Annotated in this window: 25 protein-coding genes and 1 pseudogene; 9 read left to right on the plus strand and 17 right to left on the minus strand. The window is 66.0% G+C overall.

Going from position 1 to position 24648, the window contains the following annotated elements:
• The first annotated feature begins 21 nt into the window (after window positions 1-21).
• Window positions 22-492, plus strand: a complete 471-nt coding sequence (locus IPK20_23540) for a nuclear transport factor 2 family protein (protein MBK8019353.1) — start codon at window positions 22-24, stop codon at window positions 490-492.
• 14 nt (window positions 493-506) lie between these two features.
• On the opposite strand, the gene IPK20_23545 is transcribed toward IPK20_23540, so the two are convergent.
• The 8 genes from IPK20_23545 to IPK20_23580 form a co-directional block, all read right to left on the minus strand.
• Window positions 507-800, minus strand: coding sequence for a hypothetical protein (locus tag IPK20_23545; GenBank protein MBK8019354.1), 294 nt, complete (start codon window positions 798-800; stop codon window positions 507-509).
• Between the two features lie 569 nt (window positions 801-1369).
• Window positions 1370-1789 (minus strand): TerB family tellurite resistance protein, encoded by a 420-nt coding sequence (locus IPK20_23550; protein ID MBK8019355.1) that lies wholly within the window; start codon window positions 1787-1789, stop codon window positions 1370-1372.
• Window positions 1786-2166 (minus strand): Na+/H+ antiporter subunit G, encoded by a 381-nt coding sequence (locus tag IPK20_23555; protein MBK8019356.1) that lies wholly within the window; start codon window positions 2164-2166, stop codon window positions 1786-1788. The genes IPK20_23550 and IPK20_23555 overlap by 4 nt, the downstream gene beginning before the upstream one ends.
• A 13-nt stretch (window positions 2167-2179) precedes the next feature.
• Complete coding sequence (locus tag IPK20_23560) at window positions 2180-2449, minus strand: K+/H+ antiporter subunit F (protein ID MBK8019357.1); 270 nt, start codon at window positions 2447-2449, stop codon at window positions 2180-2182.
• Complete coding sequence (locus IPK20_23565; GenBank protein ID MBK8019358.1) at window positions 2443-2937, minus strand: Na+/H+ antiporter subunit E; 495 nt, start codon at window positions 2935-2937, stop codon at window positions 2443-2445. Before IPK20_23565 ends, IPK20_23560 begins: the two co-directional genes overlap by 7 nt.
• Window positions 2938-2952: 15 nt before the next feature.
• Window positions 2953-4482 (minus strand): monovalent cation/H+ antiporter subunit D, encoded by a 1530-nt coding sequence (locus IPK20_23570; GenBank protein ID MBK8019359.1) that lies wholly within the window; start codon window positions 4480-4482, stop codon window positions 2953-2955.
• On the minus strand, window positions 4479-4808 hold the full coding sequence (locus IPK20_23575) for a Na+/H+ antiporter subunit C (GenBank protein MBK8019360.1): 330 nt from the start codon (window positions 4806-4808) through the stop codon (window positions 4479-4481). Before IPK20_23575 ends, IPK20_23570 begins: the two co-directional genes overlap by 4 nt.
• Window positions 4796-7576: a monovalent cation/H+ antiporter subunit A gene (locus IPK20_23580; protein MBK8019361.1), complete on the minus strand. Its 2781-nt coding sequence runs from the start codon at window positions 7574-7576 to the stop codon at window positions 4796-4798. Before IPK20_23580 ends, IPK20_23575 begins: the two co-directional genes overlap by 13 nt.
• A gap of 242 nt (window positions 7577-7818) precedes the next feature.
• On the opposite strand from IPK20_23580, the gene IPK20_23585 reads away from it, so the two are divergent.
• Together IPK20_23585 and IPK20_23590 are read left to right on the plus strand one after the other, a co-directional pair.
• Complete coding sequence (locus IPK20_23585; GenBank protein MBK8019362.1) at window positions 7819-8244, plus strand: hypothetical protein; 426 nt, start codon at window positions 7819-7821, stop codon at window positions 8242-8244.
• A gap of 124 nt (window positions 8245-8368) precedes the next feature.
• Window positions 8369-9337 carry a PDZ domain-containing protein gene (locus tag IPK20_23590; protein MBK8019363.1) on the plus strand — a complete coding sequence of 323 codons (969 nt, stop codon included), beginning with the start codon at window positions 8369-8371 and terminating at the stop codon, window positions 9335-9337.
• 31 nt (window positions 9338-9368) lie between these two features.
• Here IPK20_23590 and IPK20_23595 read toward each other — a convergent pair whose 3' ends face one another.
• The 5 genes and pseudogenes from IPK20_23595 to IPK20_23615 all read right to left on the minus strand — a co-directional run bounded on the left by IPK20_23595 (window position 9369) and on the right by IPK20_23615 (window position 14794).
• Entirely contained in the window at window positions 9369-10742 is a 1374-nt protein-coding gene (locus IPK20_23595) for an amidase (protein ID MBK8019364.1), read from the minus strand.
• A 1-nt stretch (window position 10743) separates the two neighbouring features.
• Window positions 10744-11696: pseudogene (locus IPK20_23600) on the minus strand (D-glycerate dehydrogenase).
• A gap of 216 nt (window positions 11697-11912) precedes the next feature.
• Entirely contained in the window at window positions 11913-12566 is a 654-nt protein-coding gene (locus IPK20_23605) for a lactate utilization protein C (protein MBK8019365.1), read from the minus strand.
• Window positions 12567-12579: 13 nt separating this feature from the next.
• Window positions 12580-14025: an iron-sulfur cluster-binding protein gene (locus tag IPK20_23610; GenBank protein ID MBK8019366.1), complete on the minus strand. Its 1446-nt coding sequence runs from the start codon at window positions 14023-14025 to the stop codon at window positions 12580-12582.
• Window positions 14026-14056: 31 nt separating this feature from the next.
• A complete protein-coding gene (locus tag IPK20_23615) occupies window positions 14057-14794 on the minus strand; it encodes a (Fe-S)-binding protein (GenBank protein ID MBK8019367.1) in 738 nt (245 codons plus the stop codon).
• A gap of 163 nt (window positions 14795-14957) precedes the next feature.
• Between IPK20_23615 and IPK20_23620 the strand changes: the two genes are divergently transcribed.
• Window positions 14958-15686, plus strand: a complete 729-nt coding sequence (locus tag IPK20_23620) for an IclR family transcriptional regulator (GenBank protein ID MBK8019368.1) — start codon at window positions 14958-14960, stop codon at window positions 15684-15686.
• A gap of 46 nt (window positions 15687-15732) precedes the next feature.
• On the opposite strand, the gene IPK20_23625 is transcribed toward IPK20_23620, so the two are convergent.
• The 3 genes from IPK20_23625 to rsmI are packed head-to-tail and all read right to left on the minus strand — an operon-like array spanning window position 15733 to window position 18615.
• Window positions 15733-16650: a cation transporter gene (locus IPK20_23625; GenBank protein ID MBK8019369.1), complete on the minus strand. Its 918-nt coding sequence runs from the start codon at window positions 16648-16650 to the stop codon at window positions 15733-15735.
• Window positions 16635-17765, minus strand: coding sequence for a dihydroorotase (pyrC, locus tag IPK20_23630; GenBank protein ID MBK8019370.1), 1131 nt, complete (start codon window positions 17763-17765; stop codon window positions 16635-16637). The genes IPK20_23625 and pyrC overlap by 16 nt, the downstream gene beginning before the upstream one ends.
• Entirely contained in the window at window positions 17725-18615 is an 891-nt protein-coding gene (rsmI, locus tag IPK20_23635; GenBank protein MBK8019371.1) for a 16S rRNA (cytidine(1402)-2'-O)-methyltransferase, read from the minus strand. The genes pyrC and rsmI overlap by 41 nt, the downstream gene beginning before the upstream one ends.
• Here rsmI and IPK20_23640 point away from each other — a divergent pair.
• The 4 genes from IPK20_23640 (at window position 18610) to IPK20_23655 (ending at window position 21531) form a co-directional block, all read left to right on the plus strand.
• Window positions 18610-19737, plus strand: a complete 1128-nt coding sequence (locus tag IPK20_23640) for a penicillin-binding protein activator (GenBank protein MBK8019372.1) — start codon at window positions 18610-18612, stop codon at window positions 19735-19737. The genes rsmI and IPK20_23640 overlap by 6 nt on opposite strands.
• Window positions 19734-20072: a YraN family protein gene (locus tag IPK20_23645; GenBank protein ID MBK8019373.1), complete on the plus strand. Its 339-nt coding sequence runs from the start codon at window positions 19734-19736 to the stop codon at window positions 20070-20072. Before IPK20_23640 ends, IPK20_23645 begins: the two co-directional genes overlap by 4 nt.
• Before the next feature lie 266 nt (window positions 20073-20338).
• Window positions 20339-20932 (plus strand): phosphoheptose isomerase, encoded by a 594-nt coding sequence (locus IPK20_23650; GenBank protein MBK8019374.1) that lies wholly within the window; start codon window positions 20339-20341, stop codon window positions 20930-20932.
• Window positions 20929-21531 carry a BON domain-containing protein gene (locus tag IPK20_23655; protein MBK8019375.1) on the plus strand — a complete coding sequence of 201 codons (603 nt, stop codon included), beginning with the start codon at window positions 20929-20931 and terminating at the stop codon, window positions 21529-21531. The genes IPK20_23650 and IPK20_23655 overlap by 4 nt, the downstream gene beginning before the upstream one ends.
• Before the next feature lie 55 nt (window positions 21532-21586).
• On the opposite strand, the gene IPK20_23660 is transcribed toward IPK20_23655, so the two are convergent.
• On the minus strand, window positions 21587-23380 hold the full coding sequence (locus IPK20_23660) for an ATP-binding cassette domain-containing protein (protein ID MBK8019376.1): 1794 nt from the start codon (window positions 23378-23380) through the stop codon (window positions 21587-21589).
• Window positions 23381-23551: 171 nt separating this feature from the next.
• Here IPK20_23660 and IPK20_23665 point away from each other — a divergent pair, with 171 nt between their 5' ends.
• Window positions 23552-24646: a malate/lactate/ureidoglycolate dehydrogenase gene (locus IPK20_23665; protein MBK8019377.1), complete on the plus strand. Its 1095-nt coding sequence runs from the start codon at window positions 23552-23554 to the stop codon at window positions 24644-24646.
• Window positions 24647-24648 lie beyond the last annotated feature (2 nt).

Genomic DNA, 24648 nt, shown 5'->3' on the forward strand with positions numbered 1-24648 from the left:
CAATTCGGAGGCCCCACACCCATGAACGACATGCACGCGGCGCTGGTCGTCGGTTACATGAACGCCTGCAACAGGGGCGACGTTCCCGCTCTGGAGAGTTCGTTCTGCGAAGACGTGCAGGCGTATTTCATCGACCACCCCCCCGTGCGCGGCCGAGCGGAACTCGCCGCCTTCTGGGCTCGCGTCCACTCGATCACGGGCGCGCGCTGGACCTGCGACCGGGTGGTCTCCGCGGACCGCACCGTCGTGGTCGAATGGACGGAGATGTGGACGCCCAAGGGGCAAGCCGAACGGGTTCTCTCGCGCGGAGTGGACATCTTCGAGATACGCCAAGGCGCGATCGGGGAGATCCGGCAGTTCCACCGGCCGGCGGCGCTGCCCTGGGCGCAACCGTTCGAGATGCTGGGATTCGACTACGCAGGACGCGGGTATCCCGTGGAAGAAACGTTCGATCAATTCGTCCAACGGCGATCGGACGGCCGCGCGCCCTGATCATGCGTCCCTGATCAGGTGCCGCCCAGCAGTGCGTCGAGGATGCTTTGCCATTCGTCGCGCAACGATCCGGACTGGACGGATCGGCCGGCGCGCCGGTACCAATAGGCAGCGTTGGACAGATCTCCCTCCTCCCGATGCAGGTGAGCATGCACCCAGGCAGCTGCCGGGGAGTCGATCGACTGCACCATGCGATGCGCTTCGGTCCACTGCCCTTGGGCGCAGAACCACAGCGCCTTCAATTCGGGCGTCAAGGTTTCGGGTGGCGCGGCGCCGGTGAGGGTGTCCCGAAAACCGTCGGGGCTCATTCGCGTGTCACGCACAAGTGGAAACCCCCACGGCAGGCCGTTCTCCGACGGCCTCGTACTTCGCGTACAGGGATGAGACCTTCCCCGGAACGGGCGACGACTCGCGGTGGAATCATGTGCATTCGACTGACAGGTGCGACAGATTGTCGCGGATTCCCTCTCTGCCGTGCGGAGAATCCCGTCGCGGACCAAAAAAAAGGGGTGCCCTGTGAGGCACCCCTAAATCCCTGAAACGACGTAGCGAAGCAACCACCGAAATCCGCCAGGTCGCTACTCCTGACGGCGGACCTGTTGCGATCGGCTGGGCCGTATTCGGACGCCAACCGGTCGAACATCCTGTGAATTTCTGCACAACGGGCCGCGAGTTTAGCCGAGGAACCCGTCTGTGTGCACACTGGAAACAAGTATCCACCGGCGAGCTCGCCCGATCCTTGATGCAAGTCAAGGATTCTCGAGGACCTGCCTCGAGCACGGCGAACGGAGAGCAGACGCCTGGGCGACAACATGACCCGCCCGTCAGTCACGGATAGAGGGAGGACCGCCGCCCGCTCTGCGGAAGGCCGGTCGATTCAGATCGTGGCAGAACCGCTCGCGAGTTGTTCCAGTGACAGCCCCCAACGGGACAACACGTGGCGGAACAGCGCCAGTTCGGCGTCGTGAAGCTGGCCATCGGCCTTGGCGATGGCCAGAATCATGTGAGCAGTCTTGAGCCGCATGGACGAATCGTCGATCGAGTCGATGACGGCATCGATGCGGTCACGGTCCATGAGGTCGATCTTGCCGTTTGACGCCCCGCCCCCGCGCAACAGATCGTCGCAGTAGTCCTTGACGATGCGCGAGAAGTCCTCGCGCGACAGCCCCATCAGTTCGTACAACCGCAGGCGATCCATTGCGTCCAGTTCTCGATCATCGAGGCGCGCATCGGTGATCATGGTCATGGCGAGCACCCGTGCCATGGCTTCCGGGCTGTCTTTCGCGTACGTTTTCATCGTGGTCTCTCGTTGCTCCATAAGTGGGTCCGAAGGCCCGGCGGCGCCTTGCGGCCGTCCATGAGATGGGGCCGCTCTCCCGGTTGATCAATGTCCTGTCTGGCCCGTGCGGCCCGAGCGATGAAAAGCGCAGTGACGGGCGAAGCGAGAACGGCGAACACCGTGATCAGGATTTCGCGCAGGCTCGGATAACCTGCCAGATTGGAAAAATACAGCATCGACGCCGTGAGAAGACAGCCCAGTCCCAGCGTCGAAGCCTTGGTGGGGCCATGCAGGCGCGTGAGCAGATCGGGAAAGCGCACGAGGCCCACCGCCCCCAGGGCAACGAATGCCGAGCCGATCAGCAACAGCAGCGACACGAGGATATCGAACATCATGATAGGTCCCCCCTCACTCGATCGAAGCCCTGCGTTCGAGAAGGCGGGCACCCGCCACCGTAGCGACGAAGCCCAATACGACGATGAGCAGGGCCACCTCGAAGTAGAGCGTCGAGCGGGTCTTCACGCCCAGGACGAGAACGAGACCCGCGATGTTCAGATAGAGCGTGTCCACCGCCAGAAGACGGTCGCAGGCGCCCGGACCCCGCACCAGACGCCACACGGTGGCGAAGAGCGCCACGGACAGAAAGACCGTGGCTACGGCCATCGCGATGTTCAGCATGCAAACACCTCCTTGAGACGCCTTTCGTAGCGATCCCTGATTTCTCCGGCGACTGTCGAGGAATCTTCCGCATGGAGAACATGGACGACGAGCCGGCCGGACGCCGGATCGGCCTCGACCGTGAGGGTGCCGGGAGTCAGCGTGACCGTCGCGGCGAGCACGGCCACCACGGCGGGATCGTGGATGTCGATGGGAATCTCCACCATCGCGGGCCGCAACGCCGAGGGCGAGCCGATGACCCATCGGGCGACCCGCAGATTGGCGACGACGATGTCCCAGATCACTACGGACACATACCCGGCCAATGCTCGAGCACTGCGGATGCGCGGAAACCTGGGAACGAGGGGCGCGGTGGCCAACGAGATGAGTGCCGAGAAAAGGGCACCGGTCAGAACGGTTCCCGCAGACGCATCCTGTGCCAGCAGCATCCAGAAGATCCACAACACGATGAACGTGCGCCAACGGATCGAACCTCGCGAACTCGTCATCGTGCCTCCTCCGGCTCACCGGCTTGCGGTCGCACGTCGATACGCAGGCGCCACTTCAGGCCGGACCCTTCGAGCACCGCACCGAGATATTGCGAGGGCGGGATCAGCGTCGACACCGCTTCCCTGACATAGCGGTCGGCGTGCCCCGCCGCAATCGTGAGAGCGGCAATGGCCGCCATGAGCAGGCCGAGGGGACGAACCGATGGCATCTGCGAAGGAACATGCTCTGGCGTCCCGGAAGCGAGTTCCGTGGACCAGAACAGACGAATCCCTGCCCGCGCGAGGACGAACAGTTGCAGGGCCGACGCTGCAAGCGCGACCGCGAGGATGCTCGGCTGGGGATGCGAACGCCGACAACATCGTCGCCTTGGCGAGGAAGACTGCCAGTGGCGGCATGCCGGCGACTGCAATGCTCACGATGAAGAACCACGCGGCGACGGAACCGGACACGCGCGGCCCGCGAGAGAGCCTGTCCTGCCAGGCACCGCCGCGGACGGACGCCACGATATCCGAAAGCAGAAAGAGCGCCGCGATCGCCAGGGTGCTGGCGACGGCATACAGGATGCCTCCCGACACGCCGCGAAGGGAGAAGGCACCGATGCCCATCAGCACCGACGCCGAAGACGCTGCGGCAAGCCAGGCGGCCAGCTGTGACAGTGTCGTCGCCGTGAACGCACCGAGCGACGCCAGAACCAGAGTGACGAGTGCGAGCGGCAGCACCGACGCTTCCAACCCCGCCGCTGCCGGGCTCAGTCCGAAAACCACGGTGCCGACGCGAAGCGTCGCATAGGCCCCGACCTTGGTCAGCACGGCGAACAGCGCCGCCGCCGGAGCCGCCGCGGCGGTGTACACCGAGGGCAGCCAGGAATGCAAAGGCACGATGGCGGCCTTCAACAGGAACACGACCAGCAGGAGCAGCGCTCCGGCACGGATCCACGGAACGTCGGCAGACGCGGGATCGGCGAATGCGACGCCCAGGTCGGCCATGTTGAGCGTCCCTCCCGCGCGGTAAAGCAGACTCACCGCGATGAGGAACAGAGCGGAACCCGTCAGATTCAGGGTGACGTAAGAGACGTTCGCCCGGAGTCGCGGCACGCCGCCCCCGTGCGCGAGCAGGGCGTACGAGGAGATCAGCATGATCTCGAAGCACACGAAGAGGTTGAACAGGTCTCCGGTGAGGAATGCTCCGTTGAGACCCATGCACTGACAATGAAAGATCGCGTGAAAGTGACGTCCGCCTTCGTCCCAGCGGGGAACCGAGTGAAGCAACGCGGCCAGCGCCACGATGGCCGACATCGCGATCATCGTCGCCGACAACCGATCGAGCACGAACACGACCCCAAGGTGTGCGGGCCAATTGCCGAATGCGTACACGAGAGCCGGACCCGATTCGGCGTGGACCAGTAACACGCCGCACACCACCGCGCACAAGGCGCTGGAACCGATCGAGACAACGCGTTGCCACCGGAGGCTGTTTCCAAGCAGCACCAGGATGCAGGCAGTGAGGCCCGGCAAGAGAAAGGGAGCGGCGATCAGGTGATTCATTGCGGACCGTCCCGAGGGACTGCGGATCCGTCCTCGTCCGCATGCTTTCGCCTGACCATCAGGACGGCCAGGTATGCGGTCATGCCGAATCCGATCACGATGGCGGTGAGGACGAGAGCCTGCGGCAACGGGTCGGTCATGGTCGGGCCGGCCCCGACGATCGGAGGACTCCCGAACATCACGCCCCCGGCCGCGAAAACGAAGAGATTCACGGCATAGGACAGCAGCGCCAGTCCGAGTACGAGCGGAAATGCGGCGCCTCTGAGCATGAGGTAGACACCGCATGCGGCCAGAACGCCTATGGCGGTCGCGATCAGCAGTTCCATGACCGCTCCGGTGATACGGAAGGGGATGCGTCGAGCGATCTCGAAAATTCGTCGAGGACCGTCATGACGACACCGACCACGAGCAGATACACGCCCAGATCGAAAAGGATTGCCGTGGACAGATGCACCTCACCGAGCAGCGGAACGGTCCAGTGGCCGGCAACCGAAGTCAGGAAAGGGCTGCCGATGCCCAGCACGCCGAGCCCGGTGATGGCAGCGAGAAGAAGCCCCGCTGCCACGAGACGGGGAAAGTCCGCCCTGAAGGGCGCGAGCGCAAGACCGCGATCCACGATGCCCAGGGCGAACAAGGCGGTACCGGTCGTGAGACCCGCGACGAATCCGCCTCCCGGAAGATTGTGGCCACGAAGAAAGAGATGCAAGGAAACGAGCAACGCCAGGGGCACCAGCGCACGCACCATCAAACCGGGGAAGACCGGAACCGGCGCACCCCTTTCATTCGGCGGACTCTCGGTGCGGCCCAGCATGGCCACGATGCCGAGCGCTGCGATCGCCAGCACGGTGATCTCCCCGAATGTGTCGAAACCGCGAAAGTCCACCAAGATCACGTTGACGACATTGGCTCCCCCTGCTTCGGGCACGCTGCGCGCGATCTGCTCGGTCGAAACGCTGCTGCCACCGCGCGTCATCATCCACCACGCTGCCACGGCGAGCGTACCGCCGACCCCTGCCGCGAGTGTGACGTCGACCCACCCGAGCCTGGACCGCGGTCCGCCGGCGGATGCAGAGTCGAGCGAGGGAAGCGCGACGAGCAGAACGAGCGCCGTCACCACCTCGACCGCCACCTGGGTAAGCGCCAGATCCGGGGCGGAGAGGTAGGCGAAGGTGGCTGCGACGATGATTCCCGCTGCGCTCACCAGCATGAGCGCGGCAAACCGGCTCCTGTAGCAGGCACTCGCGCACACGGCAGTGGCGAGCAGGGCAATCCACCCGGCGACGGCGACTGGATCGATGGCGCTGTATCTGGCAATGGACCAATGCGGCAGGACCGGCAGCAGAGGCCACAGGACCGCTGCCATGGCACACACGAAAAGGATTCTGAGGGATTGGGGCAGCGTGCGCGCCATCGTGAATCGCATGACCGCCCCGGCGAGCGTGTCCAGCGACGCAATGGTGCGTTCGAACGCGACACGCCCGGTCCACGCACTCCCGACATGCGCGTGGAGATTGCGCCTGCGCTGGAGCCAGAAGTAGACCGCCAGGCCACCGGCCAGGGCCACGAGGCTCATGAGAAAGGGCGCGTTGACGCCATGCCACACGGCAAGATCGAAAGGCGGCAAGGGCTTTCCGACCACAGGCCGCGCCCCGAGACGCAGCAGTCCGTCCACCACCAGCCCGGGCATGACGCCCACCAGCACGCAGGCAACGACCAGGAACTCCATGGGAACGCGCATCCAGCGCGGCGGCTCGTGCGGCACGCGTGGCAGGTCCCTGGGCTCGCCGTTGAAGAAGACGTCGTGCACGAACCGCGTCGAATAGGCCACGGCGAAGACGCCAGCGAGCGTCGCCAGGGCGGGCACGACGAACGAGAGCGACGCCCGGCCGGCCAGCGAAAGCGTTTCCTCGAACAGCATCTCCTTGGAGAGGAAGCCATTGAGAAAGGGAACCCCTGCCATCGCCGCGGCGGCAACGGTTGCGAGCGAAGCGGTGACCGGCATGAGCCGCCACAGACCCGCGAGCCGCCGCATGTCACGCGTTCCCGCCTCGTGATCGATGATCCCGGCCGCCATGAACAGCGACGCCTTGAATGTCGCGTGATTGATCAGATGGAAAACCGCTGCCACCGTGGCGAGATCGCTGTTGAGACCCAGCAGGAAGACGATCAGGCCCAGGTGGCTGATGGTGGAATAGGCGAGCAGCCCCTTGAGATCGTGCCGGAACATCGCCTCCCAGGCTCCGAACACGAGCGTCGCGAGCCCCGTTCCGCCGACGGCGTAGAACCAGAGGTCGCTCCCGGACAGTGCCGGATGCAGGCGCGCGAGCAGGAAGATGCCCGCCTTCACCATCGTGGCCGAGTGCAGATAGGCGGAGACAGGCGTGGGCGCCGCCATCGCATTCGGGAGCCAGAAGTGAAACGGAAACTGCGCGGACTTCGTGAAGGCGCCCAGCAAGATCATGCAAAGCGCGATCCCGTAGCGCGGATGGGCGCGGATGGCGTCGCCCATGCCGTTGATCGAGGAAATCTGGGCCGTACCCGCGATCTCGGAGAGCATCAGGGCGCCGCCGAGCAGACACAGGCCGCCTGCGCCCGTCACCGTCAGAGCCATTCTTGCGCCGGAGCGGGCATCCGAACGGTCGCTCCAGTAGCCGACCAGCAGGAACGATGCGAGGCTCGTCAGTTCCCAGAAGAGCACCAGCAGCAGGAGATTGTCGGACAGTGCGATGCCGAGCATCGCGCCCATGAACGCCAGTAGCGTCGCGAAGAACCGGCCCGCGGGATCCGACTGCCCGAGGTAGTAGTGCGCGTACAGGATGACCAGAAGGCCGATGCCCAGGACCAGCCCCGAGAACAGGAGCGCCCAGCCATCCAGCCGGAACGAAAGGTGAAGCCCGAGTGCCGGCACCCACGGCACATGCACCGAAGGCACGGCGCCGGCAGTGACATCGAGGCTCAGGACACACAGGATCGCGGTGGCAGCAGCAGGGCCGACGGCCGCGGAAACCGCGATGACCGCACGGGTGCGCGCCCGGAACAGCACCGGCAGCAACGCGCCGGAGAAGACCAGCAGCGGAATCAGCAGAAGGGCCACGGCGGACGTCATGCCCGTACCCTGTCGGCAAGCGACCCGGTCATGCGGCACCGGCCGCACGCATGCGGCGAAAGCGGGTGGAGATCATCGGAATGGCGCGTTCGCATTGGAATGGATCCGGGAGTGCGTGGTCCGGGGACGGAATCGGTCATCGTCCGAAGGTGTTGGCTACGGGCATCCCTCAATGTCGTGTCATGCACGCCGATAACCCGGTCACTGTGTCCCCTTTCCGAGGAATCGCCTTGAAACGCGTCGCACTCCTCCTGTCGGCCGTCCTGGTGACCGGCTGTTCGCTGCCGCTGCGCATGGTACCGGACAACCCCATCCCCATCTCCAACAGCTTCCAGCCCCCTCTCGACGGCGTCGTGGCTGGACTGGTCATCGGCGCGGCTGCCTGGTACGTCCTGGATCCCAAGGCACCCAACTGGGAGGTGAAGACCATGCGCCTGGACACGGAACGCGTCGAGATCCGGTTGCGGAAGAAGCGCTTCTCCACCGGCGGCGACGGCGAGGCCCAGTGGCTCTTCCAGCAGCACGCGAGGGAAATCGCCGACCGCAACGGGGCAGGCGGCTTCCAGATCCTTTCCTACACCGAAGAAATCGATTCGGAGACCACGTTCGCCCGCCGTCTGACCAGAGGGGTGGTCCGTCTGCTGCCACCCGCGTAAGGAATTCGCGGCAAGCACCGCTCGGCGGGATCCTCCGGTCCCGATTCGTGTGCAGTCCGGTCCCGGGAACTTCCGGTCACACCGTACACTCTGCAGGTCACACGAACTCCACGCTCCCCCAGACATGTTCCACCGAGATCGGTTCCCCTCGCCTGCTTCATCCGGATGCTTTCACGGGGGCAGGATCCTGCTTGCGGCACTGGGACTGGTGCTGATCCTGGCTGCGTCGGGAGCGTCGGCACAGACCGTCTATGCCGATCCGGCCGGCCGATTCTCCCTCGACATACCGAAGAACTGGAGCGTGATCTCCAGAGCCGGCGGGCGCGTCACGATCGGGACCCGCTCCAGCAGTGCCGCCGTGACTTTCCGTGACGACGCATCTGCCGACATCGTGCTTTCGCAGCTCTTGGACGAAACGGCGAGATCATGGACACGTGTCGCGGTCACCGAACGCTCCGTGGTGACGACTGCCGGAGCGACCGGCTCTGTCGTGATCGGAACGGGCGTGAATCCCAGGAGCGTGCCAAGCATCTTTCGCATCGCGGTCGTGCCGCTGCAGGGCGGCATCCTGTCGATCGAGTCCGCCGTACCCAAGGAACACTACGGGCTGACGCGGCTTGCGCTGGAGAATCTGGAGGAAAGCGTGATGGCCGGCGTACCCGTGTCCCCTGCGCGGACAGAACCTGCCGTCGACCGTGATGCTGCCGAGATGGAGGAGGCCATGCGCGCCGGCATCGTTTCGCGCGAACAGGCGGGCACGAACGAAACCGCATCGCAAGCTGCCGCGCCTCCTCCGCCAGCGGCGAAAGGCAAGGCGGTGTTGGGCGTGCGCGCTCGCGATCTGAGCGAGACCGAGGGACTTCGCCTGGGACTCGAGCGCGGTGCCGTCGTCGCGGCCGTCGTGCCCGAAGGGCCCGCCCATCGGGCGGGTCTTCTAGCCGGAGACATCGTGACCCGTCTGGATGGCATTCCGATTCCCGACGCCTCCGCGCTGGTGCACGCGGTCTCCCGCCGCAAGCCAGGAGAAACCGCCGTGCTGGAAATCCGGCGCGGCGAAGAGACCACCCGCATTCGAATCGAACTCGGCGGTTGAAACAGGGTGGCCGCGCGCCCCTGTCGCGCGGTCAGCCTTGGCCCGGGCTCTCTCGCTGCAACAATGTCTCGAAATGCATCTCCTGTTCACACCACGCGGCAATCGCAAGCAGGTGGTTCGATTCCAGGGGCCGGGCGACGAGCTGCAGCCCGAGGGGCAGGCCCCGGGGTCCCAGCCCCGTGGGAATGCTGATCGCCGGAACGCCCAGAAGAGTCCACAACGAGCAGAAGGCGGGATCGCCCGTGGCACCGAGGCCTTCGGGGGCTTCGCCGGGCGCCGGTGGCGTGATGACCGCCGAGTGCCGATCCTCGAGGAAGCTCTGGAAATCGCCGATCAACCTCAGCCGGGCATCGAGGGCAGACCGGTAGGCCGTCTCGGTCGTGTTTTCCCCCTCGTCCAGGGCGGCATTCAGGAAATCGCTGAACAGCGCACGTTGCGTGGCGCGGATCGGAGCCGCGCCGCGCGCTGCCTCGTACAGCATGATCGTCCGGTGTACTCGCCAGGCGTCGGCGAACGCCGCGGGCAGTTCGCGTTCTTCGACCTTCGCGCCCGCGCTTCTCAGCACTTCGATGTCCTGCGCGAACCGATCCCGCTGGGCACTCGGCGCCTTCTCCCACACCGGCGTGCGCACGGCAATCAGCGCCGGAAGTGCTCGCAGCGGAGGGATGCGATGCCCGATGTCGCCGCTTCGCCGTGTCAGCCACGAGGCGGCCAGACCCGCGTCGGCGACACATCGTGCGAATACGCCCGGCTGATCCAGGGTCCCGGAAAACGGCAGCACACCCTCGGTGGCGATCTGCCCGAATCCCGGTTTGAATCCCACCACCCCGCACAAGGCAGCCGGCCGGATCACCGAGCCATTGGTCTGCGTTCCCAGTGCGGCCGGAACCATGCCGCATGCGACGGCCGCGGCAGATCCGCTGGACGAACCTCCGGGCGTGTGCCCGGGGTTCCACGGGTTGCGAGTCTTGGAGGGCACCATGAAGGCGAATTCGGTGGTGACCGTCTTGCCCATCGGAATCGCACCGGAGCGCTCCAGCGCATGCACGAGCGGCGCGGACTCCCGCGGCCAGTGATCGGCGTACACGGGCGAGCCCATGCCCGTGGGCATGCCTCGCACATCGATCAGATCCTTGATGCCGATCGGCACTCCGGCGAGAGATCCGTCGTCCTCGGGCGCTTTCTTCGCTGCTCGGCCGTCCCGGTGACGAATTGTCCTGCGGGCATCGGACTCGCGGCAGGCCGCGATCAGGCTGGCTTCGTCGAGCCATGCCCAGGCGCGGATGCGGTCCTCCAGCGCACGGGTCCGGGCGATCAGAGCGATGGCGAGCGATTCGGAGGTGCACTCCCCCCGTCCGATGGCACGGGCAGCTTCCGCCAGGCCCAGCGTATGCAGGGGCACCATGTCAGCGACGCTTGCACTCCGGGTTGAGCAGGTTCGGCGGCTCCCCGTTCGTGAGCGCCGCGACGCAATTGCGGGCGGCCGTGTTGGCCATCGCCTTGCGCGTCGGCTCCGAGGCCGACGCTATGTGCGGCGAGAGCACGACGTTCTTCAGTTCCAGGTATCCCGGATTGAAGTTCGGCTCGTTCTCGTAGACGTCCAGGGCCGCGGCGTAGATGCGCTTCTCCTTCAGAGCCTGCACGAGGGCTGCGTCATCCACGATGCCACCGCGCGCGACGTTCACCAGAACCGCCGTCCGCTTCATCAGTTCGATCTCGCGCGCACCAATGAGATTAGCAGGACCACGATGTCGCATTCCCGGAGCAGATCGTCCTTGGTACGATACTCGGCCTGGCACTGCGCTTCCGTCGCGGCATCGAGCGGGGTGCGATTGTGGTAGCGGATCTTCATGTCGAAACCCAGCGCGCGCCTGGCGAGCGCCTGACCGATTCGCCCCATGCCGATGATCCCCAGCGTTGCGCCGTGTACGTCCACGCCCAGCATCTGCTTGAGGAAGTTCGCCTTCCATTGGCCCGCGCGCAGGTAGTGCTCCGCCTCCGTGAGCCGGCGGCACGCGGCGATCACCAGCCCGAAGGCAAGGTCTGCCACGCTTTCGGTCAGCACCCCCGGGGTGTTGGTCGCCATGATGCCGCGGGCGGTGCAGGCCGCGACATCGATATTGTTGTAACCGACCCCGATGTTGGCGATGACCTTCAGCTGGGGGCAGCGGTCCAGCAACGCGGCATCGATCCTGTCGGACGTCGATACGACGGCCCCCTGCTTGTCGGCCAGCCGCGCCGCCAGTTCGTCGGGACTGTAACGGACGTCCGCCTGGTTGGATTCGACTTCGCAATGCGCGGACAGCAGTTCCAGCGTTTCGTCGAAGACTTCGCGGCTGACGAGTACTCGGGGCTTCATGGGGGCGATGCTCAGGAAAGTGGCGGGAGGGAATTCCCCGGCGATTCTAACGGCAGCGTCGCAGGCTCTGCCACTGCGTTTCCTGCCGGTGGCCGCCAAGCCATTGCGATCGGAAGCCGGTACCACGCATCGAGGGAGCGTTGTCCCCAGGGAAGCGCCCGCTTCGGATGCTCGGAAAAGGGCGGCCCCGCGCCGCCGCGAGGCCGGTCGGCGGAACTACCCGGCGACGATGATGACGTGCACCCGGAAGGGCCCGTGGGCGCCGATCTGAAGCTGTCCTTCGATGTCGGCCGTACGGGAAGGGCCCGACACCAGGTTGATCGCACGGGGAGGCTCTCTGCCTTCCGTGCGCATGAGCGCCCAGGCTTCCTCCATGGCGGGGACGAGCCTGCTCGCGGAGATGACGGCGATGTGGGTGTCCGGCAGGAGGCTCGTCGCCGCATGGGTCTCGGGGCTGGACAGGAACACGAGCGTTCCGGTCTCGGCGATGCCGCAGTAGGCGCCGGTGACCCCGACGGCATCATCGCCCCGGGACGGGCGAGATTGCATCTCGACGCCCGCGGACGCCCAGTCCAGCGATGCCAATTCCGGCCAGCAAACGGCCCGGAAAGGCAGGTTCTTCTCCTGCAGATAGCGCGCCACGGCGGCAGGTATTTCGTCGACCGATGCCACGTCGTCCACGGTGCTCGACATGCGAACGCACTGCTCGCGGAAACGCTGCAGCGGATCCCAGGACAGCGACGGACGCACACTGATCGGATGTTCGTCGAATCTCGCATCGACCGCCTGGAGTTCGGCCGGCGTCGCCGACGACCCGGCGGCCTTGCGAGCTTCGCGGATGCGCTTGAGGATGTTTTCGCGTGCGCCCATGGTCTCCTCCGGTCTACCGGCGGCGCGCCGCGTAGAGTTCGCGGAACGTCCGGCCTTCGGGTGCCGGCATGTCGCGCCCTTCCGTCCAGCCATTCCCGGGCAGCTTGTGAATCGCCTTTTCGGCGCCCCCCATGTTGCGGCCCATGCGCGCGGCGAACTTGGTGAGCAGGGCGTACATGCCCGGACGCCGCGCGGCCCACGACCAGAGCTTGAGACCCAGCCGCTCCTGCCAGGGACGCAACCCCCGCTCGAACTGCTTCTCGCGCAGCTTGCGCATGAGTTCCGGCAACGGAATGCGTACGGGACAGACCACGCCGCACTGGTTGCACAACGTCGCCGCGTTGGGCAGGTCGAGCGCCTTCTCCAGACCGATGTAGTTCGGCGTAAGCACGGACCCGATCGGGCCCGGGTACACCCAGCCGTAGGCGTGTCCGCCGATGTTCTGATAGACGGGGCAGTGATTCATGCAGGCGCCGCAGCGGATGCAACGGAGCGCATCCTGCATGTCGGTCCCCAGCATGCTCGTGCGGCCACCGTCGACGATGATCACATGATTCTCTTCGGGACCGTCCGTATCGCCGGCACGCTTCGGGCCGGTATTGATCGAGACGTAATTGCTGATCGATTGTCCGGTGGCCGATCGGGCCAGCACGCGCATGATGCAGGCGGCGTCTTCCAGCGTCGGCAGCACCTTCTCCACGCCCGTGATCGCCACGTGGACGCGCGGCAGCGTCGTCGTCATCCGCCCGTTGCCCTCGTTCGTGACGATGAACGTGGAACCGGTCTCGGCGATGAGGAAGTTCGATCCCGAGATGCCCATGTCGGCCGAAAGGAAGTGCTCGCGCAGGAACTTGCGGGCTTCCATGGTGAGTTCGGAGATGTCGGTCTTGCGGGGCGTCTTGTGATGCTGATGGAACAGGTCCGCGATGTCTTCCCGGTTCTTGTGGATGGCCGGAGCGATGATGTGCGACGGCGTCTCGCCGGACAACTGGATGATGTATTCCCCGAGGTCCGTCTCCACCACCTGGACCCCCTGCGCTTCGAGGGCATCGTTGAGATGGCTTTCCTCGCTGACCATCGACTTCGACTTGATGATCTTCTTCACCGCATTGCGCTTCGCGATCTCCACGACGATGCGGTTGATGTCCTCATGGGTCTCGGCCCAGTGAACATGCGTGCCGCGCGCGGTGGCCTCCCGCTCGAAACGCTCGAGCCAGACGTCCAGCATGGCGAGCGAGCGGTTGCGCACTGCCGCTGCCGCGGTGCGAAGATCCTCGAAGTTCTCCACCTCGCCCACGGCGCGCGCCCTGGCACCGGCCAGATTGAAGTTGCGCATCGCACGCTGGATCTTGGCGTTGGTGAGGCTGTCGTGCGCGCGCTGCTTGAAGAGCGGTGCGGGCGACGAGGGCGCCGATCCGGCGTTCGAGGCTGCCACCGTGGTGGACTGGGAGGATGTCATGGGAGGTCCGGTCCGGCGAAACGCCGATTCGTCAGGACGAGGAATCGTCCACGCCGGCCAGCACTTCCGCGACGTGAAGCACGCGGGTGCGCGTGTCGCCTCGCCGCCTGAGCCGGCCTTCGATGTTGAGAATGCAGCCCAGATCGCCCAGCACGACCGCATCGGCACCCGTGGTGGCGATGTCCTCGCACTTGCGCTCGGCGATCCGAGCGGAGATTTCCCCGTACTTCACGGCGAAGGTGCCGCCGAATCCACAGCAATACTCGGGAGTCGTCATTTCCTTGAGCGAAAGTCCGGGAACCTTGGCAAGCAAGGCCCGCGGTTGCACCTTCACCCCCAGTTCGCGCAGGCCGGAGCATGAGTCGTGGTACGTGACCGTTCCGTCGAATCGCCCCGGAACGCTCTCGACCTTGAGCACGTTCACCAGGAAATCCGTGAGTTCGAGCGTGCGCTCCGACACGCGTGTGAGCAGCCGGGCGTCCTCTGCCGAATCGGCCAGCAGCTCCGGATAGTGCGCGCGGATCATTCCACCGCAGGAACCGGACGGAACGACGATGTAGTCGCAGCCATCGAACTCGCGCAGGACCTTGCGGGCGAGTTCCCGCGCCGTGGCACGGTCGCCCGAATTGAAGGCAGGCTGACCGCAACAGGTCTGCGTCGCAGGGACGACGACTTCACAACCGGCGGCTTCGAGCAGCTTCAGGGCGGCGAATCCGATGCGGGGCCGCATGAGATCCACCAGGCAGGTGACGAACAGTCCGACTTTCAAGAGGACGATCTTCCGAAAAAGGCGCGCGGATCATACCACGGTGACATCCACGAGCCGCCGATTCCGCATCGCGGAATCGGCGGATAGAATCGGGCCTTGTCTCCTTTGTGAAGCCCCCGTGCCCCCACCCCCTGCCAAGGCCTCCATACAGGTCATCGAACGGATGATGGATCTCGTGGACGCGCTGGCGGCCAGCCACGAACCCATGAATCTGAAGCGCCTCGCGGCGGAGACGGGACTGCACACGTCGACGGCGCACCGCATTCTCGGCGTCATGGTCGACCACCGGATCATCGACCGCGTCGAGCCCGGGCAGTACCGGCTGGGCATCCGGCTTCTCGAACTGGGGCACCTGGTGAAGTCGCGCATCGATCTGCGCACCGAGGCGTTGCCGGTGATGCAGGCGTTGCACGACGAATTGCACGAGACCGTCAACCTCTCGGTGCGGCAGGGAGACGAGATGGTCTACATCGAGCGTCTGGTTTCGGACCGGCAGGCCATGCGGGTCGCGCACCTGATCGGAGCCCGGGCACCACTGCACGTGACCGCCGTGGGCAAGATCTTCCTGCTCGAGGATGGTCCGGAGGTCTGTCACCAGTACGCGTTGCGGACGCAGTTGCCCGGACTGACCCGGAACACCATCCGGGATCTGGGGACCCTGAGCCGGGAGATCGAGAAGTCCCGCAAGACCGGGTATGCGTTCGATCACGAGGAAGCCGAGCCGGGCGTGTCCTGCGTGGGTGCCGGCATCCGCGACGACGAGGGACGGCTCATTGCGGGATTGTCGTTGTCCGCACCGTCCAATCGGCTCGACCGTTCCTGGGGCGTGCGCGTGAAGGAGGCGGCCGACGCGATCTCGCGGGCGATCGGCTGGAATTTCCTGCGCAACTGAACCGGCGAGCGGCCCTCCTCGGCCGCCCTTTTCCGGGACGCGGACGCTACAGCCCGCGGTCGAGCTCTTCGTCCGCCAGGGACGCAGGGTCCTCCAGCGGCTCGAGATGCGTGATGACCGAGGAACGCGGCACGGCGCGGCGTATGTCGTCCTCGATGCGCTCCAGCAGGTCATGACCTTCCTGGACGGTCCAGCCGCCCGGCACCAGCACGTGCACCGAGATGAACGACCGGCCGGCGGCCTGCCGTGTGCGCAAGGCATGGAACGCGATGCCATCCCGCTCGTAGCGTGCAAGAGCCTCTGCAATCGCCGAGAGTTTCGCCGGATCGAGCGAGGGGTCCAGCAGCCCCAGCGCCGAGCGGCGCAGCAGCATGTATCCCGTGGAAAGAATGTTGCAGCCCACGGCAATGGCGACGAGCGGGTCCAGGCGTTGCCACCCGGTGAATGCCACGACCGCGACGGCCACGACGACGCCCGCCGAGGTCCACACATCCGTCATCAGATGATGCGCATCCGCCTCCAGCGTGATGGATTCGTAGCGTCTTGCGGCACGCATGAGCAGGCGGGACACGCCGAAGTTGATCGCGGACGCCACGACGCTGATCGCCAGCCCGACGCCGATCTCTTCCAGCGGCCGGGGATTCAGCAACCGCGGCACTGCCGTCCAGATGATCACGGCGGCGGCGAGAAAGATCATGGCACCTTCCAGGCCGCTCGAGAAATACTCGGCCTTGCTGTAGCCATGGGCGTGCGCCTCGTCGGGTGGACGCTCGGCCAGCCACAGCATCCACAGCGCCACCAGAGCGGCGACCAGATTGACGACCGACTCGATCGCGTCCGACAGCAGACCTACCGACCCGGTGGCCCACCACGCACCCGTCTTGAGTGCGATCGTGGCGATTGCCGCCGCGACGGAAATCCAGGCGTAGCGTGTGAGGCTGACGCCGTTCAGCTCAGCGCCCACCCGATGCGCCCCCCGGCCCTCAATCCCACGAGACGGTGCTCGCCATAGGGAAACTCGACGGGAACATCCCACGCCTGGCGGCGCAGCGTGATGGTCCCGTCGTTCCGGGGCAGACCATAGAAGGCCGGGCCGTGCACGCTCGCGAATCCCTCCAGGCGATCCAGCGCTCCAGCCGCGTCGAATGCCTCCGCGTAGAGTTCGATCCCTGCGTGGGCCGTATAGACGCCGGCGCAACCGCAGTCGTTCTCCTTGGTGTGGCGCGCGTGGGGCGCGCTGTCGGTTCCGAGGAAATACCTGGGGCTTCCCGAGGTCGCCGCCTGTACGAGAGCACGTCGGTGCTCTTCCCGTTTGAGGACCGGCAGACAGTAGTGATGCGGCCGGACTCCACCCTGGAAGATCGCGTTGCGGTTGAGCAGGAGATGGTGGGCCGTGATGGTGGCGGCCACGTTGGGGCCGGCCTCACGCACGAAATCCGCGGCCTGCCGCGTGGTGATGTGTTCGAGCACGATCCGCAAAGCCGGCATGGATCGGACGAGCGGCGCGAGAATCCGGTCGATGAAGACCTGCTCGCGGTCGAAGACGTCGACGTCGGGGTCGGTGACTTCGCCGTGCACGAGCAGCGGCAGGCCGAGCTCCTGCATCGTCTCAAGCGCGGCCCGGCATTTGTCGATGGAGGTGACGCCCGAATCCGAATTGGTCGTCGCCCCGGCCGGATACAGCTTGACGGCATGCACGAAACCGCTCGCCTTGGCCCGACGCAGTTCGTCGGGTGCGGTGAGATCGGTGAGATAGAGCGTCATGAGAGGTTCGAAACTCACGCCTTCCGGCAGCGCGGCCAGGATGCGGTCGCGGTATTCGCGCGCCAGTGCGGTCGTCGTCACGGGCGGCTTGAGATTGGGCATGACGATCGCTCGCGCGAAGCGGTCGGACGTGTGCGGCAGGACCGCCGCGAGCGCCGCACCGTCGCGCAGATGCAGGTGCCAGTCGTCGGGCCGAGTGAGGGTGATGCTGTCCAAGACCTTTCTCCGGGACTCGATGCGAAGCCGCAAGCCTAACAGTTCGAACCGCAGGGAATCATTCGTCCGGTCCGCCGGCCGGGCCCGTCCTGCCCGCATTGCGCAATGCCGCGTCGTAGAGATCGCCGCGCCGGGCGCCGCTGATCTTCGCGGCGAGTCGCGCGGCCTGCGACGCGGGCAGTTCCTCCAGGAGAGGACCGAGTATGCGCAACCCTTCGGCAAGCTCCGCCCCCGCTCCGGAGCGACGCGCGGGATGAACCAGCAGGACAAACTCGCCGCGGCTGCGGTTGGGATCGCCATCGAGCCACTCCACTGCGCCGCCGGCGCGCAGATCGGCGATGGACTCGAATCGTTTGGTGAGTTCCCGGCATACGGTCAGTCCACGGTCGGGTCCGAGCAGCGATTGCAGATCCTGCAGAGTCTCGCGGATCCGGTGCGGTGCCTCGTAGAGAACCACGGCTTGCGTGCAGTCGGCGAGATCCCGGATCCGGGCGCGGCGCGCCTCGCCCTTGGCGGGCAGGAATCCTTCGAAGCGGAAACCGTCCGACTCGATGCCCGAGGCCGACAGCGCCGTGATGACGGCACTCGCGCCCGGCACGGGCACGACCGCGAAGCCGGCTTCGCGCGCCGCTCTCACGACACGCGTGCCCGGATCGCTCACACCGGGCGTCCCCGCATCGGTGACGAGCGCAACGCTGGCACCTTCGCGCAGCCACTGCACGACTCGATCGGCCGCGGCAGCCTCGTTGTGACGATGCAGGGCGGTCATGCGGGCGGCAAGCCCGTGCGCCTCGAGAAGCACCCGGGTGTGCCGGGTGTCTTCCGCCGCGATCCGATCCACGGACGCCAGCAGGTCGAGCGCGCGCAGCGTGATGTCGCGAAGGTTACCGATGGGCGTGGCCACCACATATAATGACCCGGCCTCCGCTCGAAAGGGTTCCGTATGCAACGGCTTCGCGTCCTGGGACTTCGCGTGTACTTGCGCGTGTTGATGATGGGCTTCGCCGTACTATACGGTGCGCTCGGCCTCTCCGTCATGGGTCATGCGCAGACCGAGGGCGAGGAGGCACAGGAAAAGCCGCACATCGCCGCGCTGCTGCCGCTGCAATCGAAGGTGTTCGGCAGATTCGGCGAAGCCGTGAAGCGGGGTATCGAAGCCGGCGCGGCCGCCGATGGGGAACGCCCCGACCGCCTGCCCGTCCTCGTCTACGCCACGGGCGACGACATGAAGGCGATGATCGACACGTACGATCGCGCCATTCGCGCGGGCGCCCAGTTCGTGATCGGCCCGCTTCGCCGCACCGCCGTTCAGGCGCTCGCCACCAGCAACGCGGTGTCGGTCCCCACGCTGGCGCTGTCGGTGCCCGAATCCGACGTCCTGCTTCCGGATGGCCTCTATGCCTTTGGCGTCCATCTCGAGGGCGAAGCCCGCCAGGTCGCGCGTATCGCTCAGTCCCATGGCAGGCGGCGAGCCGTCGTGATTGCCGGCGACAACACCCTGTCCAGGCGAGTGAGCCAGGCCTTCGCCGACGAGTTCGCGCGCTCCGGCCGGCTGGTGATCGACCAGCACGCATTCACGGCAGACAAGGCAAAGCTCAGAAAGATCCGGGACAGCATTGCTTCCGACAACGTCGATGCCATCTTCTTCGCACTCGACGGGCCGAAGGTGAGGCAGATCCGTCCCTATCTCGGCAAGGTGCTTCCCGCGTACGCCACGTCCATGATCCACTCGGCGGAAGGGACGGTGCTGGGCCAGCTCGACCTGTCGGGCATCGTCTTCGTCGACATGCCGTGGATGGTGGCTCCCGACCACCCCGCCGTGTTGACCTACCCCCGTCAGCCACCCGGCGTGTTCACCAGCTTCGACCAGGAGCGCTTCTACGCTCTGGGAATCGATGCCTGGCGGCTGTCCCAGCTCATGCTCGAATCCGGTTACAGCAGCCTGGGAATGCTGGACGGCGTGAGCGGGTACCTCATGCCGGGGCCGGCGCGCCAGTTCCAGCGGGAGGCCGCGCCCGCGCAGTTCACACAGAGCGGTGTACGTCCGCTGGCAGAACACGAGTACAAGTGAACCCGGACGGAGCCGCTGCGGAGGATCTGGCGCTGTCCCATCTCGTTGCGCACGGTTGCCGCCTCGTGAGCCGCAACTTCCGATCGAGATTCGGCGAGATCGATCTCATCGTCTCTCACGGACCGGCACTGGTGTTCGTGGAGGTACGCAAGCGCTCCCGCCGCGACTACAGCTCTGCGGCTGACAGCATCACGGCCGCGAAACGTCAGCGCATCGTGGCCACCGCACAGATCTATCTCGCACGCAGGAGAGACGACGTCCCCTGCCGCTTCGACGCGGTGCTCGTCGACGGGACAGGCCGGATCGAATGGGTACGCGACGCATTCGGGGCCTGACCGGGATCCGATCGTCGTCAGACCCCAGTGTCCGCGGCTATCGCCAGCGCCGAAGATGGGCAGGGCTCCCCCGGAACCATGCATGGCCCGCCCGGTCAGAGCCGGTGTCCGGCGGGACGGAACCGGACGCGGGCTCATGGGGTGGCTCTTGGGGGACCCGCCGGGGAAGCGCGCCGGTTTGCCACTGGGCATCGACGGTTCCGGCAGAGAAGCGCGCCGGCGCACAAGACCGATGCCATAATGATTCGTTTCATCAAGGACTCACCATGGATATCCTGGCTCGCATCACCCAGCATTTCCACGACAGCGCCGAAACCAAGATGCGTGCGCTGGAGACGCTGGCCGGTCCGCTGCAGAACGCCGCGGAAAAGATGGTTCACTGCCTCATGAACGACGGAAAGATCATGGCCTGCGGCAACGGCGGTTCGGCGGCCGACTCCCAGCACTTCGCGGCGGAACTGCTCAACCGCTTCGAGATGGAGCGCCCCGGCCTGGCGGCGGTCGCGCTCACGACCGACTCGTCGACGCTGACATCCATCGCCAACGATTACGACTATGTGCAGGTGTTCTCCAAACAGGTGCGGGCACTCGGCCATGCCGGCGACGTGCTCCTCGCCATCTCCACCAGCGGCAATTCGCCCAATGTCATCGAAGCGGTGAAGGCGGCTCACGACAAGGACATCTCGGTGGTGGCGCTCACGGGTCGCGATGGCGGCAAGATGACCGGTCTCTTCGGACCGCGCGACGTGCACATCTGCGTGCCCTCGCCCGTCACCGCACGGATACAGGAGGTTCACCTGCTTTGCATCCACTGCCTGTGCGATGCGATCGATCTGCAGCTATTCGGAGCAGCTTCATGAAAATTCGTATCGGTTCCCTTTTTCTCGCCGCCGCCTCCCTCGTGCTGGCGGTTCCTGCGCTGCAGGGTTGCTTTCCCCTCGTGGCGGCTGGCGCGGTAGGAACAGGCGCGCTGATCGCCGACGACCGCCGGTCGAGCGGCACCTATCTGGACGACGAAGGCATCGAGATCAAGACGGGAAGCCGCATCGGCGAGCGGTTCCGCGACGGCATCCACGTCAACGTGACGAGCTACAACAAGGTGGTGTTGCTGACCGGAGAGGTGTTCAACGAGGACATGCGCCTGGAAGTCGGCAAGATCGCGAAGGGCGTGGACGGAGTCCGCTACGTCGTCAACGAAACGGTGGTCGCACCCGTGTCGTCCCTGTCGTCGCGGTCCACCGACACACTGATCACCTCCCGGGTGAAGAGCCGGTTCATCGAGGCACGGAAGTTCCAGGTCAACCACGTCAAGGTGGTGACCGAGAACAGGATCGTCTATCTGCTGGGACTCGTCACCAAGGCTGAAGCCGAGGCCGCCGCCTCCATTGCGGCGAAGACCGGCGACGTGAAGAAGGTGGTCCAGGTCTTCGAGACCATCGAGGAGAAGGCGCAGAAGTAGCCTGCGCCGCCTGGCACCGCTGGCGGCCGGCTGGCGCAGCGCCTGCCGGCGCCCTTCATCCGGTCCCGCCGCCGAACTGCAGCGACGCAAGCCGCGCATAGAGCGCGTTCGTTTCGAGGAGGGATTCGTGCGTGCCCTCGCCCACGCGCCTGCCGCCATCGATCACCACGATGCGGTCCGCGTGCCGCACGGTGGCCAGGCGATGCGCGATGACCAGAACCGTCCGGCCTTGCATGAGAGACTCCAGCGCCAGCTGGACCATGCGCTCGGACTCCGCGTCCAGGGCGCTCGTCGCCTCGTCCAGCAGAAGAATGGGGCGATCGGCGAGAATCGCACGCGCGATGGCCAGCCGCTGTCTCTGCCCGCCGGATAGCCGTATCCCCCGTTCGCCGAGAAACGTGTCGTACCGCTGGGGCAACCGCTCGACGAATTCGGTCGCATGGGCCGCGCGGCACGCGGCCTCCACGTCGTCATCGCTGGCATCGGGGCGCCCGTAGCGGACGTTTTCGCGGACATTCGCAGCAAAGATCGCCGGCTCCTGGGAAACCAGGGCGATGCAGGAACGAAGCCGATGGACGTCGAGCGTGCGGATGTCCGTCGAGTCCACCCTCACCTGGCCGGACACAGGATCGTAGAATCGCAACAACAACTGGAACACGGTCGACTTGCCCGCCCCGGAGGGCCCCACGAGCGCGACCCGTTCCGCGGCCCGCACACGCAACGAGAATCCGTCGAGCGCGGGAGTCTCCGGCCTGGAGGGATAGAAGAAGGACACGTTCTCGAAAGACACGTCTCCCCTCACGAGATGCTCGAGCCGCACGGGGTTGGGCGGAGTCGTGACCATGGAGGGTGCCTGCAGGAGTTCGATCACCCGCCCAGCCGCGCCGGCGCCTCGCTGGAGGTCGCCGACGACTTCGCTGATCGCCCCGACGGCCGATGCCATCATGGCCGCGTAGAAGACGAACGCCGAAAGCTCGCCTGCCGTGATGCGGCCTGACAGGACGTCGTGTCCGCCGATCCACAGCACGATTCCCACGGCCGTGAAGACGAGAACGATGACCGCAGCGACCAGCGTGGCCCGGACCCGGATCCGGCGCCTTGCAGTCCGGAAGGAATCCTCCACGCGCTCACCGAAGGTGCCACGGTCCACGCTCTCATGGGTGTAGGCCTGGACTGTCCGGATTTCGTGCAGCGTCTCGTCCAGGAACACGCCCAGATCGGCAATGCGGTCCTGGCTCGCGCGTGACAGGCGGCGCACATTGCGGCCGAAGAGCACGATGGGCACCACGACCAGCGGAACGACGAGCAGTACCAGCCCCGTCAACTTGAGGCTGGTCAGAGCCAGCATCACGGCAGAACCGATGCCGAGCAGAACGTGGCGCACCGCCATGGAGAGACTGGTACCCACCACCTGTTCGAGCAGTGCGGTGTCGGTCGTGAGACGCGAGATCAGCTCACCTGTCCGCGCCTCCTCGAAGAATGCGGGCGAATGGGCAAGAAGCCTCGAGAACACCTCCTTGCGCAGATCCGCGACGACACGTTCACCCAGCCACGAGACGTTGTAGAACCTGAGGTACACGCTCGCGGAAAGGAGCAGGATGATGCCCAGCAGACTCAGCAGCGCCCGGTTGAGCGCGGTCTCGTCACCGTGGGTGAACCCGGAGTCCACGACCTGGCGGAGGCCCTGGCCGATGACGAGAAAGCAAGCCGCGGCGACGACCAGCGCGATCGCCGCAACAACGATGCGCGCCCGATAGGGTGCGGCGAAGGACCAGAGAACGAGGAGTGTCCGCAAGCCCGGATCGGCACGGATCGCCGCCGTTGCGGAGGTGCCGTCCGCCGCCTTCATGACGCAGTGGACCGGGTCGGCCGTGGAGGTGGAACGCCCTGGCAGTGCCGTGTGAACGGTACGGACATGAAACCGTGGGGAGTGGCAGAAGTGGGACCAGTCTAGCCGAAAGGCGCTGCCGGGACGGGGCGCTCCCGCATAATGGAAGGCCGTTCAATTCCGCCTCTAGCCATGACCCGCATCGCCCCCGACGACGTCCTCGTCCTCCCCGAGCCATTGCACGCTCTCGTGAAGGCCATTTTCGAAGCCGCGGGCTGGTCCTCGCGTGACGCCGGGCTCGCGGCAGACCACCTGGTGCTTTCCAACCTGAGCGGCCACGACTCCCACGGCGTGGGCATGGTTCCGCGCTACATCCTGTCGTCACGCAAGGGCCTGCTCAAGCGGGGCGACACGATGACCACCGTGCTCGACGCCGGAGCGCTGCTGACACTCGACGGCGGCATGGGACTGGGACAGGTGGTCGGCTTCGATGCGATGAACCTGGGCATCGAACGGGCGCGCCGGCACGGTGTGGCCATCGTCAGCCTGCGCAATACCCACCACCTCGGCCGCATCGGTCACTGGGGCGAGCAAGTGGCCGCCGCGGGGTTCGTGTCCATCCATCATGTGAACGTGATCGGCCGGCCCGCGCTCGTGGCGCCATGGGGCGGCACGGAAGCGAGGTTCTCCACCAATCCTGTCTGCATCGCCTATCCGCGCGGCGAAGGCGAACCGATCGTTCTCGACTTCGCGACCTCGCGCATCGCTCACGGCAAGACGCGCGTGGCCTGGAAGCGCGGTGTGCCGGTGGCCGATGGCAATCTTCTGGATGCGGCTGGCAACCCGACGAACGATCCGGCCGTGATGTGGACCGAACCGCTGGGTGCCCTGCTCCCGTTCGGCGATCACAAGGGCTACGGGCTGGCCTTCGTGGGGGAACTGCTGGCCGGCGCTCTGAGCGGCGCGGGAACGCTGCCGGGCCGCACGGATTGGGGTGTGATCGACAACAACATGCTGAGCATACTGATCGACCCTGCGAGACTGGGCGGAGCGTCCACGCAGGCCGGGGAAGCCGAGCGTCTCGTCGAGTGGGTGAAGTCCGCGCGCGTTGCCGGTTCGTTCGACCGCGTCCGCATCCCGGGCGAACCGGAGAGGGAAACGCGCGCCGCACGCGGAGCGCACGGCATTCCACTGGATGCCACGAGCTGGGGCGAAATCATCGAGTGCGCCGTCTCCCTGGGCATGGGCAGAACGCGCGCACTTTCGCTCGCAGGCGTATCCGGGTAAGC

This window comes from Betaproteobacteria bacterium, from assembly GCA_016713305.1.
In the GTDB taxonomy this organism is placed as follows: Bacteria; Pseudomonadota; Gammaproteobacteria; order Burkholderiales.

Coding starts and splice junctions, on each gene's coding strand:
- IPK20_23545 (MBK8019354.1), bottom strand. CDS start 800: ATGAGCCCCGACGGTTTTCGGGACACCCTCACCGGCGCCGCGCCACCC.
- IPK20_23660 (MBK8019376.1), bottom strand. CDS start 23,380: ATGAAGGCGGCGGACGGCACCTCCGCAACGGCGGCGATCCGTGCCGAT.
- IPK20_23650 (MBK8019374.1), top strand. CDS start 20,339: ATGGATATCCTGGCTCGCATCACCCAGCATTTCCACGACAGCGCCGAA.
- IPK20_23610 (MBK8019366.1), bottom strand. CDS start 14,025: ATGACATCCTCCCAGTCCACCACGGTGGCAGCCTCGAACGCCGGATCG.
- IPK20_23540 (MBK8019353.1), top strand. CDS start 22: ATGAACGACATGCACGCGGCGCTGGTCGTCGGTTACATGAACGCCTGC.
- IPK20_23555 (MBK8019356.1), bottom strand. CDS start 2,166: ATGATGTTCGATATCCTCGTGTCGCTGCTGTTGCTGATCGGCTCGGCA.
- IPK20_23655 (MBK8019375.1), top strand. CDS start 20,929: ATGAAAATTCGTATCGGTTCCCTTTTTCTCGCCGCCGCCTCCCTCGTG.
- IPK20_23575 (MBK8019360.1), bottom strand. CDS start 4,808: ATGGAACTGCTGATCGCGACCGCCATAGGCGTTCTGGCCGCATGCGGT.
- IPK20_23640 (MBK8019372.1), top strand. CDS start 18,610: ATGCAACGGCTTCGCGTCCTGGGACTTCGCGTGTACTTGCGCGTGTTG.
- IPK20_23560 (MBK8019357.1), bottom strand. CDS start 2,449: ATGCTGAACATCGCGATGGCCGTAGCCACGGTCTTTCTGTCCGTGGCG.
- IPK20_23565 (MBK8019358.1), bottom strand. CDS start 2,937: ATGACGAGTTCGCGAGGTTCGATCCGTTGGCGCACGTTCATCGTGTTG.
- IPK20_23620 (MBK8019368.1), top strand. CDS start 14,958: ATGATGGATCTCGTGGACGCGCTGGCGGCCAGCCACGAACCCATGAAT.
- IPK20_23590 (MBK8019363.1), top strand. CDS start 8,369: ATGTTCCACCGAGATCGGTTCCCCTCGCCTGCTTCATCCGGATGCTTT.
- IPK20_23570 (MBK8019359.1), bottom strand. CDS start 4,482: ATGAATCACCTGATCGCCGCTCCCTTTCTCTTGCCGGGCCTCACTGCC.
- IPK20_23665 (MBK8019377.1), top strand. CDS start 23,552: ATGACCCGCATCGCCCCCGACGACGTCCTCGTCCTCCCCGAGCCATTG.
- IPK20_23595 (MBK8019364.1), bottom strand. CDS start 10,742: ATGGTGCCCCTGCATACGCTGGGCCTGGCGGAAGCTGCCCGTGCCATC.
- IPK20_23550 (MBK8019355.1), bottom strand. CDS start 1,789: ATGAAAACGTACGCGAAAGACAGCCCGGAAGCCATGGCACGGGTGCTC.
- pyrC (MBK8019370.1), bottom strand. CDS start 17,765: ATGCGGGCAGGACGGGCCCGGCCGGCGGACCGGACGAATGATTCCCTG.
- IPK20_23605 (MBK8019365.1), bottom strand. CDS start 12,566: ATGGGCGCACGCGAAAACATCCTCAAGCGCATCCGCGAAGCTCGCAAG.